This is a genomic window from Acinetobacter sp. C15 (assembly GCF_013420645.1).
In the GTDB taxonomy this organism is placed as follows: domain Bacteria; phylum Pseudomonadota; class Gammaproteobacteria; order Pseudomonadales; family Moraxellaceae; genus Acinetobacter; species Acinetobacter indicus.
This window is the reverse complement of the sequence record NZ_VOXR01000020.1, coordinates 39,692-49,598: the sequence shown is the minus strand read 5'-3', so window position 1 is coordinate 49,598 and position 9,907 is coordinate 39,692. Positions and strand designations below refer to the sequence as shown.

At 46.6% G+C, this 9,907-nt stretch carries 14 protein-coding genes and 1 pseudogene; 9 read left to right on the top strand and 6 right to left on the bottom strand.

The genetic code is table 11. The features are described from left to right. Window positions 1-137, top strand: a pseudogene (locus FTT63_RS09530) (pyridine nucleotide-disulfide oxidoreductase); the annotation flags it as partial. Window positions 138-273: 136 nt separating this feature from the next. Here FTT63_RS09530 and FTT63_RS09525 read toward each other — a convergent pair. The 3 genes from FTT63_RS09525 to arsC form a co-directional block, all read right to left on the bottom strand. Then, window positions 274-528 (bottom strand): YfhL family 4Fe-4S dicluster ferredoxin, encoded by a 255-nt coding sequence (locus tag FTT63_RS09525; protein ID WP_127799989.1) that lies wholly within the window; start codon window positions 526-528, stop codon window positions 274-276. A 3-nt stretch (window positions 529-531) separates the two neighbouring features. Continuing rightward, window positions 532-1,923: a tRNA 5-hydroxyuridine modification protein YegQ gene (gene yegQ / locus FTT63_RS09520; RefSeq protein ID WP_180192208.1), complete on the bottom strand. Its 1,392-nt coding sequence runs from the start codon at window positions 1,921-1,923 to the stop codon at window positions 532-534. A 144-nt stretch (window positions 1,924-2,067) separates the two neighbouring features. Then, complete coding sequence (gene arsC, locus FTT63_RS09515) at window positions 2,068-2,496, bottom strand: arsenate reductase (glutaredoxin) (protein ID WP_160242990.1); 429 nt, start codon at window positions 2,494-2,496, stop codon at window positions 2,068-2,070. 84 nt (window positions 2,497-2,580) lie between these two features. On the opposite strand from arsC, the gene FTT63_RS09510 reads away from it, so the two are divergent. The 4 genes from FTT63_RS09510 to arsH are packed head-to-tail and all read left to right on the top strand — an operon-like array spanning window position 2,581 to window position 5,133. Further along, window positions 2,581-2,898: a metalloregulator ArsR/SmtB family transcription factor gene (locus tag FTT63_RS09510; protein WP_180192207.1), complete on the top strand. Its 318-nt coding sequence runs from the start codon at window positions 2,581-2,583 to the stop codon at window positions 2,896-2,898. Between the two features lie 4 nt (window positions 2,899-2,902). Beyond that, window positions 2,903-3,376 carry an arsenate reductase ArsC gene (locus FTT63_RS09505; RefSeq protein ID WP_016659186.1) on the top strand — a complete coding sequence of 158 codons (474 nt, stop codon included), beginning with the start codon at window positions 2,903-2,905 and terminating at the stop codon, window positions 3,374-3,376. 3 nt (window positions 3,377-3,379) lie between these two features. Further along, window positions 3,380-4,429, top strand: a complete 1,050-nt coding sequence (gene arsB, locus FTT63_RS09500; protein WP_127799995.1) for an ACR3 family arsenite efflux transporter — start codon at window positions 3,380-3,382, stop codon at window positions 4,427-4,429. Next, a complete protein-coding gene (gene arsH, locus FTT63_RS09495; RefSeq protein ID WP_035363285.1) occupies window positions 4,429-5,133 on the top strand; it encodes an arsenical resistance protein ArsH in 705 nt (234 codons plus the stop codon). The genes arsB and arsH overlap by 1 nt, the downstream gene beginning before the upstream one ends. Here arsH and FTT63_RS09490 read toward each other — a convergent pair. Continuing rightward, window positions 5,114-5,539, bottom strand: a complete 426-nt coding sequence (locus FTT63_RS09490) for a MerR family DNA-binding protein (protein ID WP_005179057.1) — start codon at window positions 5,537-5,539, stop codon at window positions 5,114-5,116. The two genes, arsH and FTT63_RS09490, sit on opposite strands and share 20 nt — an antisense overlap. Before the next feature lie 74 nt (window positions 5,540-5,613). Here FTT63_RS09490 and FTT63_RS09485 point away from each other — a divergent pair, with 74 nt between their 5' ends. The 3 genes from FTT63_RS09485 to FTT63_RS09475 all read left to right on the top strand — a co-directional run bounded on the left by FTT63_RS09485 (window position 5,614) and on the right by FTT63_RS09475 (window position 6,915). Next, window positions 5,614-6,234, top strand: a complete 621-nt coding sequence (locus tag FTT63_RS09485) for a cation transporter (protein ID WP_168384650.1) — start codon at window positions 5,614-5,616, stop codon at window positions 6,232-6,234. Between the two features lie 219 nt (window positions 6,235-6,453). Next, on the top strand, window positions 6,454-6,708 hold the full coding sequence (locus FTT63_RS09480) for a hypothetical protein (RefSeq protein ID WP_016659182.1): 255 nt from the start codon (window positions 6,454-6,456) through the stop codon (window positions 6,706-6,708). 21 nt (window positions 6,709-6,729) lie between these two features. Further along, a complete protein-coding gene (locus FTT63_RS09475) occupies window positions 6,730-6,915 on the top strand; it encodes a hypothetical protein (RefSeq protein WP_016659181.1) in 186 nt (61 codons plus the stop codon). 54 nt (window positions 6,916-6,969) lie between these two features. Here FTT63_RS09475 and FTT63_RS09470 read toward each other — a convergent pair whose 3' ends face one another. Then, a complete protein-coding gene (locus FTT63_RS09470; RefSeq protein ID WP_005179053.1) occupies window positions 6,970-7,749 on the bottom strand; it encodes a ferredoxin--NADP reductase in 780 nt (259 codons plus the stop codon). 105 nt (window positions 7,750-7,854) lie between these two features. Here FTT63_RS09470 and tsaA point away from each other — a divergent pair, with 105 nt between their 5' ends. Beyond that, the gene (gene tsaA / locus FTT63_RS09465) at window positions 7,855-8,574 is read left to right on the top strand and encodes a tRNA (N6-threonylcarbamoyladenosine(37)-N6)-methyltransferase TrmO (RefSeq protein ID WP_180192210.1); all 720 of its coding nucleotides are present in this window, start codon (window positions 7,855-7,857) and stop codon (window positions 8,572-8,574) included. On the opposite strand, the gene FTT63_RS09460 is transcribed toward tsaA, so the two are convergent. Continuing rightward, complete coding sequence (locus FTT63_RS09460; RefSeq protein ID WP_218954002.1) at window positions 8,561-9,826, bottom strand: MgtC/SapB family protein; 1,266 nt, start codon at window positions 9,824-9,826, stop codon at window positions 8,561-8,563. The two genes, tsaA and FTT63_RS09460, sit on opposite strands and share 14 nt — an antisense overlap. Between the last annotated feature and the right edge of the window lie 81 nt (window positions 9,827-9,907).

Sequence of the window (9,907 nt, the reverse complement as noted above, 5' to 3'; positions counted from 1 at the left end):
ACGAAACCAATGTCAAAGGTGTGTTTGCGGCGGGTGACTGTACTACCGTGCCATACAAGCAGATTATTATTGCTACAGGTGAAGGCGCGAAAGCATCCTTATCTGCCTTTGATTACATCATCCGTTCTGGACAGTAAGTAAAATTAGAATAGGGCCTGAGTTCCCCAATACCCAGGCCCTATATGCGGTAAAATATCAAAAAATAGTTATTGTTTTTTTTACAGGAACTGAGATCGCTAACAGCTCAGTTCCTTTTTTTGTTGTACCCCAGTTTTAGGGATGAAGCAAGTTTAAGCGCTTGAACTTCTCAGTCAGTTCTTCCTGACTTTCCCGATGCTCAGGATGCGGCACAATACATTCAATCGGGCATACCGCAACACAGGTTTGATGATCATAAAAACCAACGCACTCGGTGCAGCGGCTGACATCAATCTCGTAGATTTTGTCGCCTTCATAAATGGCATCATTCGGACATTCTGGCAGGCACATATCACAATTGATGCATTTATCGGTAATCAGCAGCGCCATGAGTTAACCTGCCTGATAGGCCAAGGAGGATGCTGAAATATCAGCAGTCGAATTCGGTAAATTACGGATCAGCAGGGCATAGCGCATATCAACATTAGCCGGGACCGGAATTTCCACAATATGACCAGAGCCTTTGGCTTCCTCAATTGAATTGCCTTTTTTGTCTTTGATTTCGGTGAGGATAAAGCTGATATTGCCTTTGGTGGTCATCAGTTCTAAAGAATCACCCACGACAAAACGGTTTTTGACATCAATTTTAATGTAGTCGCCATTGCGCTCCAGCACTTCGCCGCAGAATTGCTGATGATCAAAACTGGATGAGCCATTTTCATAATTTTGATATTCGCTATGCACATGGCGGCGCAGGAAACCTTCGGTATAACCGCGATTGGCCAGACCTTCGAGCTGGGTCATCAAGGATGGATCGAACGGTTTGCCGGCTAAAGCATCATCAATCGCTTTACGGTAAATTTGTGCGGTACGGGCGCAGTAAAAATAGGATTTGGTGCGGCCTTCAATTTTTAGCGAATGTACGCCAATTTTGGTCAGACGTTCTACGTGTTGTACCGCACGTAAATCTTTGGAGTTCATGAAGTAGGTGCCGTGCTCATCTTCTTCGGCGGCAAACATATCTTCTTCATTGCGTTGCAGCAGGACCGGTTCATTAAACTGGTGCTGGGCTTGCATGTGGAGCGCATCGGCATCTTGCGAGCAACCGCCTGCATCCAGATTTTTTACCGGAATTATATCGCCGGTTTCATCCTCTGCGGCATCCAGCACTTTGTATTCCCAGCGGCAGGCATTGGTGCAGGCGCCCTGGTTGGCATCGCGTTTGTTCATATAGCCTGACAGCATGCACCGGCCGGAATAGGCCATGCACAGGGCACCATGTACAAACACCTCAATTTCCATATCGGGAACTTGAGTTTTAATTTCTTCAATTTCCTCAATGGACAGTTCGCGCGACAGAATCACCCGGGTCAGGCCCATATTTTTCCAGAACTTGACCGTGGCCCAGTTGACCGCATTGGCCTGTACCGACAGGTGGATGTCCATGTGTGGGAAGTGTTCACGCACCATCATGATCAGGCCCGGATCGGACATGATTAGTGCATCAGGCTGCATGGCCACGACTGGCTCAAGATCACGGATAAAGTTTTTTAGTTTGGAGTTATGCGGCTGGATGTTGACCACCACATAGAATTTTTTGCCTAATTCATGTGCTTCTTTAATGCCAATAGCCAGATTGTCATGATCAAACTCGTTATTCCGGACACGCAAACTATAACGCGGCTGCCCGGCATACACGGCATCTGCTCCATAGGCAAAGGCATAGCGCATATTTTTTAAAGAACCGGCAGGAGAGAGAAGTTCGGTAACGGAATGAAGATGCATGATCAATCAAAAAGGCATAAAAAAATTGTGGCTTTATTGTAGGGATAAAATTTTTCGATTCAACCTAGTAAAAAACTCGGGATTATCAGGCACTCAGCCTGCTAGCGCTGAGAGATGAGCGGCAGCAGGTGAGAGGAAAATAAGTTAATTGACACGCTGACCGTGCTCATCAATCACCAGTTCACCATCTTCTTTACGGAAGGCGTTGAGCTGCGGCTGGGTCAATAAATCCAGTACCAGTTCAGAAGGTCGGCACAGTTTAACGCCGCGTTCAGTCACCACAAAAGGACGGTTAATTAGCAGTGGATGTTGTACCATCAAAGCAATCAGTTCTGCATCGCTCAGATCACGCTCAGCCAGTTGCAGGGTTTCATACGGCGTTACATTTTGACGGATCGCCTCGTGTACACTTAAACCGGCCTGCTGAATCATGTCAGCCAGCACTTCGGCTGTTGGTGGATTTTTTAAATATTCAATAATTTCAGGTTCTTGTCCGGTATTGCGGATTAAGGCCAAAGTGTTGCGCGAAGTGCCGCAGTCAGGATTGTGAAAGATTTTAATTGGAGCTGCCATGATGCTAAAACTCAGGTAAAAGAGGAATATTGCTTTTATATATGGATATGCGTATATTCGCAAGTATAAATATGGGGAAGCTGTATGAATCAAACTGATTTTTTTAAATGCCTGTCCGATCCGACCCGTCTGGATATTTTGAAACTGGTGCTGGCCAAACAGAATATTTGTGTCTGCGAGCTGACCGAGGCATTAAATTTAAGCCAACCTAAAATTTCCCGTCATTTGGCTTTGCTGAGAAATTTATCGGTTTTACTGGACCAGCGTCAGGGGCAGTGGGTGTATTACCGCCTGAATCCAGATTTACCCGAGTGGGCAGTGAGTGTGCTGAATATTATCGCGGAGCAAGATGTCAGTCCGATGAATTCGCTGACAGCAACGCTTTCAAGTTATTGTGATTAAAACCATGAAATTCCTATTTTTATGTACCGGAAACAGCTGCCGCAGCATTTTATCTGAAGTGTTATTTAACAGTCGTGCTCCAGAAGGCTGGACAGCCTATAGCGCCGGCAGCAAACCGACCGGTCGTGTCCATCCTCTGACGTTAAAGACGCTGGAAAATCTGGGCCTGTCGACTGAAGGGCTCTCCAGTAAAAGTATTGATGACTGTGAGCAGTATCAGCCCGATGTGGTGATTACCGTATGTGATGCGGCTGCCCAAGAAGCCTGTCCTTTGTATTTGGGCGGCGCGATTAAAGCGCATTGGGGACTTGCCGATCCATCGCATCTGGATTTGCCGGAAGCAGCCAAGTTGCAGGCCTTTTTAGAAACAGTCGCGCATATCAACAAGCGTCTGGATGCACTGTTTGCGTTACAGCCTGAGCAGATGACCCGTCCCGAACTGATTGCTGCCATCAACAATATTTCCCATATCGAGTAAGTCATGGCCAGCACCCGCAAACTTTCCTTTTTAGACCGCAATCTGACGCTGTGGATTTTTATTGCCATGGCGCTCGGGATTGGCATTGGGCTGTATTTCCCGCAGGTGTCGAGCAGTCTGGACCAGATGAGCATGGGCAATGTCAATTTACCGATTGCCATTGGCCTGATTCTGATGATGTATCCACCGCTGGCCAAAGTGGACTATGCCGCTTTACCGCAAATTTTTCAGGATAAACGCACGCTGCTGTTGTCGCTGGTACAAAACTGGCTGATTGCACCGTGTTTGATGTTCGCACTGGCACTGATTTTCCTGCAGCATTATCCGGAATATATGACTGGCCTGATCCTGATTGGACTGGCGCGCTGTATTGCCATGGTGCTGGTCTGGAATGATCTGGCCTGTGGTGATAACCAGTATGTCGCTGCCTTGGTGGCCTTTAACAGTATTTTCCAGATTCTGTTTTTCAGTACCTATGCCTGGTTATTCTTAAGTGTGTTACCGCCTTATTTTGGTGTGGCCGGTCAGGTGATTGATGTCAGTTTCTGGACCATTACCCATGCGGTTCTGGTCTATCTGGGCATTCCGTTTTTGCTGGGCTTTCTGACCCGGCTGATTCTGGTGAAAAACAAAGGACTGGACTGGTATCAGCAGCGCTTTATTCCCAAAATTAGTCCACTTAGCCTGCTGGCGCTGCTGTTTACCATTGTCGCCATGTTTAGCCTGAAAGGGGCTGATGTAGTCGGTTTACCTATGGATGTACTGCGCATTGCCATTCCATTGACCATCTATTTTGTATTGATGTTCTTTGTCAGCTTCTTGATGAGCAAGTGGATGGGTAATGACTATCCACGTACCACGGCTATTTCCTTTACCGCGGCCGGCAATAATTTTGAACTGGCTTTGGCGGTGGCGATTGCAACCTTTGGTCTGGCCTCGCCGGTGGCATTTACCACCATTATTGGCCCGCTGGTGGAAGTGCCGGTGTTAATTGCCCTGGTGAGTGTCTCGCTGTGGCTGAAACGTAAATTTTATAATGGAACAGGTGGATGATGTCACTTCCCAATCTTGATGTAGACTTAATTGAACAGCCGAGTTTTGAGCAGGTTCAGGCCAGAGCATTGCCGCATCCGCCGCGAATTTTATTGCTCTATGGTTCAAACCGCGAACGTTCCTATAGCCGTTTGGCGGTGATGGAAGCCGGCCGGATTCTGGAGCACTTTGGCGCAGAAGTTAAAATTTTCCATCCCAAAGGTTTACCACTGCCGGAAGATGGTGATGCTTCACATCCTAAAGTTCAGGAACTGCATGAATTGCTGGCTTGGGCAGAAGGCATGGTCTGGTGCAGCCCGGAACGTCATGGTGCCATGAGTTCCATTCTAAAGGCACAGATTGACTGGATTCCTCTGGCTGCCGGTGCTATTCGTGCGACCCAAGGTAAAACTCTGGCGCTGATGCAGGTCAGTGGTGGTTCGCAATCCTTTAATGCGGTGAATCAGATGCGTATTTTAGGGCGCTGGATGCGGATGATCACCATCCCGAACCAGTCGTCGATTCCGAAAGCCTTTTTGGAGTTTGATGAAGCCGGACGCATGCAACCCTCTTCCTTATATGACCGGATTGTCGATGTTATGGAAGAGCTGTACAAGTTTACTTTATTGACCCGCGGTCAGGCCAGCTATCTGACCAACCGTTATTCCGAGCGCAAGGAATCGGCTGCGGAACTGTCGAAACGGGTTAATCAGAAGTCGATTTAGGCGTTTCATCGGCCTCTAGCTGTTTTAAAATCTGGCAATGGTCGATAGTGGTTCGGGCATTGCAAGACTGCCGTAATTGCTGCAGTTGCAGCTGAAAATGCTGTAACTCGGCAATTTTGCTTTCGATCTGTACTAAATGATGATCGAGCAGTTCATTTACCGCCTGACAGTCCTGATCGGGCTGCTGTTCCAGCGCAATCAGGGTTTCAATTTCCTTTAAGGATAAATCCAGTGCGCGGCAACGTTTAATAAAAATTAGCCGTTTTAAGGTGTCATCATCATAATAACGATAATTATTTTCGGCCCTTAAGGTGGGTTGGATGAGCGCTTTCTTTTCATAAAAACGCACCGTGTCTGCACTCAGACCGGTTTTTTTGACCAAATCCCGAATCAGATAATGTGCCATGACTTGACCTTGGAGTTAGACCATAGTTTCTAATGAGCATAATACAGTCATAGAAAAATGCAACAGGAGGCTTTATGGCCTGTCAATGTCAGCCTGCACCGGTCAAACCCGATGGCCGTTTTCGTACCGCACTCTGGATTGCCCTGATTATTAATTTGCTGATGTTTGTGGTGGAACTGTTTGGCGGGATGTATGCCCATTCGGCAGCACTCTGGGCCGATGCGCTGGATTTCTTTGGTGATGCGGCCAACTATGCCATTTCACTGGCTGTGCTAGGGATGAGCCTGTATTGGCGCGCCACCGTGGCTTTATTAAAAGGCATTACCATGGCCACGTTTGGCTGTCTGGTGCTGACCAAAACGGTCTATAACTATATGCAGGGCATTCCCCCGGAAGCCATTACCATGGGGGTAATTGGTGGACTGGCTTTAGTGGCCAACGTGGTGGCAGCCGTGATTCTGTATCGCTTTCGTGATGGAGATTCCAACATGAAATCGGTCTGGCTGTGTAGCCGTAATGATGCAATTGGTAATGTTGCGGTGATTCTGGCGGCAGTAGGGGTGTTTGGAACGGGTAGTTTATTGCCGGATATTATTGTCGCGGTGATTATGGCGGGGCTGGGTTTAACTGCGGGTTATCAGGTGATTAAAAAAGCCTGGGCGGAGAGACAGATGAGTGCGACCACCTCCGCTTAATAGGAGTATAACTGAAGCGATCAACGCGAGTAATTTTAGGCGTTGATCGCTTTTTTGTTGATCCATGACAGATTTGTATTCAAAAAAGAAAATTTCATCTTGATGCAAAAAGCTATTTACAAAAGTTAACATATTATTAGAATGAAGCATAAATTTATGTATTTAAAAGATAATTCAAATTATTTACTGAGTTTTTAGTATTTGTGAATTGAGGGTTTAATGAAACTAATTAAATTGTTTTCTATCGTCAGCCTCGTGGCATTGGCGGGATGTAGTTCTAAAGTTATGACCTATGATACCGCAGGAAATTTGATCGGTTCCTGTGTGGCGACACAAGGTTTTATTTTAGGTGCAAAAGCCGTTTGTTATGGTGGGGCAAATTTACAGGGCGTAGATTATTCCAAAATTGATGAACACACCGGTCTATTACCGTCTGTGCCGAAGTCCAACCAGATTACATTGCAACACGATTAATTTTTTTAGAGGGGTAATATCATGAAATTTTTTAATTTAATCACGCTAACTGCTGCTATTTTAATGACAGGTTGTGCCTCAAAAGTGACGACCTATGATTCAAATGGCCGTATGATCGGTTCATGTGAAGCACAAACAGGTTTTGTTATTGGCGGTGGTGCTCACTGTGAAGGGCATGCTAATCAGGAAGGGCGTAGCACTCGCTAAATTAGAGAAATAAAAAACCGGTCAATCTGACCGGTTTTTTTGCTATGGAAAAGCTTATTTTTCCACGAATGCACGTTCAATCACGTAATCGCCTAAAACGCCCATACGTGGTGATTCTTTTAATCCGTGTTGATCAAGCAGCGCAGCAACATCATCCAGGAAGGCTGGGCTACCACACAGCATCGCGCGGTCAGTTTCCGGGTTAAAACGTGGTAAACCGATTTTCTCGAACAATTGACCAGATTCAATTGCAGTGGTGACACGACCTTGAGTATGGAAATCTTCACGTGTTACCGTTGGATAATAAACCAGTTTTTCTTTCGCGCCCAGTTCCGAGAAGAATTCGTGGTTTGGAATTTCGTTCAGAATCAGGTCCTGATACGCTAGTTCAGAAATATAACGTGTACCATGAACAACAATGATTTTTTCAAAACGTTCATAGGTTTCCGGATCACGAATCACCGACAGGAACGGTGCAAGACCGGTACCTGAAGACAGCAGGTATAAGTTTTTACCCGGATTTAAGTCATCGAGTACCAGAGTTCCGGTTGGTTTGCGAGAAACCAGCAGTTCATCGCCCACTTTAACTTTTTGCAAAATCGAGGTTAATGGACCATCTGGCACTTTAATCGAGAAGAATTCCAGCTCTTCTTCATAGTTGGCACTTGCAATCGAATATGCACGCATCAAAGGCTTACCATTCACTTCAAGACCGATCATTACAAATTGACCGTTTTTAAAACGCAGTGCAGTGTCACGAGTCGTTTTAAAAGAGAATAAAGTGTCATTCCAGTGGTGGACGTGAGTAATCTTTTCGACGTTAAAAGCAGCCATTAAAGGTCTCAATAAATTATCAAATTAGAACAGGTTGCTATTCTAATCTAAATTCATACTCGATAAACTGAATATATTTAATTGAGCTTATCAAAAAAAGTGATTATGACTGATCTGACCTTGCCCATTATCGGGATTATGAAATCTCCTTATAAAGAAAAGTTTGGTATCCCGCGGCAGCCGAATCTGGTTCAGGTCGAATCCTATATTGACATGCTGGAACCTTATAACGATTTGCTGGCCTTTGAGGGCATTGAGGCATTTAGTCATTTGTGGTTGCTGTGGCAATTTCATGACAATAAAAACCAGCAGCAGACAAAATTCCGTGCTCAGGTACGGCCGCCGCGTTTGGGTGGTAACCAGAAAATTGGGGTATTTGCGACACGCAGTATGTACCGGCCGTCACCGGTGGGCTTGTCGGTGGTGCAATTAAAACAGGTGAAAAAAGTTGGCAAGGCAGTACGGGTTTATGTGACCGGGAGTGATTTACTCGATGGCACACCGATTTTAGATATCAAGCCTTATATCCAGTATTCTGATGCAGTCATAGAGGCGCAAAGTGGCTATGCGCAGGATGAACCTGAACGTAAACAGGTGGTGTGGACAGAGCAGGCCACTGTACAAAAACAGCAATTGTTGCAGCAGCATAAAATTAGCACGCAGATGCTGAGTGAGCTGGAACAGGTGTTGTCTTTAGATCCGCGTCCGGCTTATCAGGAGGATGCAACCCGGCTCTATAAAATGCACTTTGCCAATATTGATGTCGGATTTCTAGTACAGCCAGATCAGGTGCTGATTCAGATGTTAGCGCTTAAGCCGGCTTGAACATAAAATAAGCCATCGCAATCAGCACCGCCATATGCAGAATTTGGGCCGGTGCAAAATACAGGGCAAAGCGTGGCCCGCCAATTAAAAAGGCATTCACGCATTTGGCCAGTGCATGTGCACCCAGACCCAAAATCAGCGCATAAAACAGGGTTAAATTGCTGGGCGAGCCTTGGGTAATTACCGCGGCAGCGGCAGCGTGAATTTCAAATAAAGACGCCAGGAAGGTTCCGGCAATTAAACCGGTGCTGCCCAGTGCCTGATCCAGTCCGTAGACCATGGCTTGAATCAGGGTGAGCGTGACCACAATAATCGCGGCCTCTTTGAGGCTAAACATGCGGCTATCGGCTTCTTTGGCTTTTTGCTGTGAGCCGGTATTTTTTCTGAGCAGCCAGTAACCCACCGCCACCAGAATCATAATCGCCACTGCACTCGGTACCACAAATACCTTAAACCAGGACAGATTAATCCCCACAATAATAATCAGAATCTGCAACAGTGTCGCCACGCAGGACATGAGCGCCGCGCCCGCATTAATCCGGGCATCGCCGCGACCGGAACGCACTTCCATGCCTAAACTGGCAATGGTGGCGGTACTGGATACGAAGCCGGACGCAATTGAGGACAGCATCAGTGCATTATTGGTGGACAGCAGGCGCTTGGCGATATGCGCTAAAGCCTGTACCGATAAAATCAGAATCAGCAGTTTTAAAATCACATAAGGATTAAGTACATTGCCCCATAAGGGGGTATCTGGCGTCAAAGGCAGGGCAATCAGGACCAGTGCCAGCAGGAACAGACCATCACGCAGCTCTGCTTCGGTAATCCATTTGCTGACAATGCCGTGCATCAGGTGTTTGGTCATGAGCAGACCGGTTAAAATAACCGCCAGACCAGCCGCCAACGGAATATTCCACAAACAGAGCGCGCCAATAAAATAGGTCATAATAAAGGCCAGTTCGGTGGTCGCACCCGGGTCTTCAACCTGATTTTTAAGCGAAAACAGCCCAACTCCGCCAATAATCACGGCCCCGACAATACCAAAAACTGGCCCTAGCAAAAAGCAGATCGCACCGAGCAAGGCACACACGGCAAAGGTGCGCACCCCGGCAAAATGATGGTTGGCTTCATTGTGCTTGCTGCGTTCACGTTCCAGACCAATTAACAGGCCACAGCCAAGTGCGGCTGTAAGCATAGTCATCAGCTCCTGAAAAGAGGTACTCAAGATTGAAGGGGCAGTTAAAAATTCCATCTTTATATCCCGCGGCAGTGGGGCGACGTCTCCATCATATAATTGATTCTGTGAAGATTGCTATGCGGAACTGTATGTTTA

Bases quoted from the DNA above. Each gene is read 5' to 3' on its own strand.
- FTT63_RS09525 (WP_127799989.1), bottom strand. From the start codon at position 528: ATGGCGCTGCTGATTACCGATAAATGCATCAATTGTGATATGTGCCTG.
- yegQ (WP_180192208.1), bottom strand. From the start codon at position 1,923: ATGCATCTTCATTCCGTTACCGAACTTCTCTCTCCTGCCGGTTCTTTA.
- arsC (WP_160242990.1), bottom strand. From the start codon at position 2,496: ATGGCAGCTCCAATTAAAATCTTTCACAATCCTGACTGCGGCACTTCG.
- FTT63_RS09510 (WP_180192207.1), top strand. From the start codon at position 2,581: ATGAATCAAACTGATTTTTTTAAATGCCTGTCCGATCCGACCCGTCTG.
- FTT63_RS09505 (WP_016659186.1), top strand. From the start codon at position 2,903: ATGAAATTCCTATTTTTATGTACCGGAAACAGCTGCCGCAGCATTTTA.
- arsB (WP_127799995.1), top strand. From the start codon at position 3,380: ATGGCCAGCACCCGCAAACTTTCCTTTTTAGACCGCAATCTGACGCTG.
- arsH (WP_035363285.1), top strand. From the start codon at position 4,429: ATGTCACTTCCCAATCTTGATGTAGACTTAATTGAACAGCCGAGTTTT.
- FTT63_RS09490 (WP_005179057.1), bottom strand. From the start codon at position 5,539: ATGGCACATTATCTGATTCGGGATTTGGTCAAAAAAACCGGTCTGAGT.
- FTT63_RS09485 (WP_168384650.1), top strand. From the start codon at position 5,614: ATGGCCTGTCAATGTCAGCCTGCACCGGTCAAACCCGATGGCCGTTTT.
- FTT63_RS09480 (WP_016659182.1), top strand. From the start codon at position 6,454: ATGAAACTAATTAAATTGTTTTCTATCGTCAGCCTCGTGGCATTGGCG.
- FTT63_RS09475 (WP_016659181.1), top strand. From the start codon at position 6,730: ATGAAATTTTTTAATTTAATCACGCTAACTGCTGCTATTTTAATGACA.
- FTT63_RS09470 (WP_005179053.1), bottom strand. From the start codon at position 7,749: ATGGCTGCTTTTAACGTCGAAAAGATTACTCACGTCCACCACTGGAAT.
- tsaA (WP_180192210.1), top strand. From the start codon at position 7,855: ATGACTGATCTGACCTTGCCCATTATCGGGATTATGAAATCTCCTTAT.
- FTT63_RS09460 (WP_218954002.1), bottom strand. From the start codon at position 9,826: ATGGAATTTTTAACTGCCCCTTCAATCTTGAGTACCTCTTTTCAGGAG.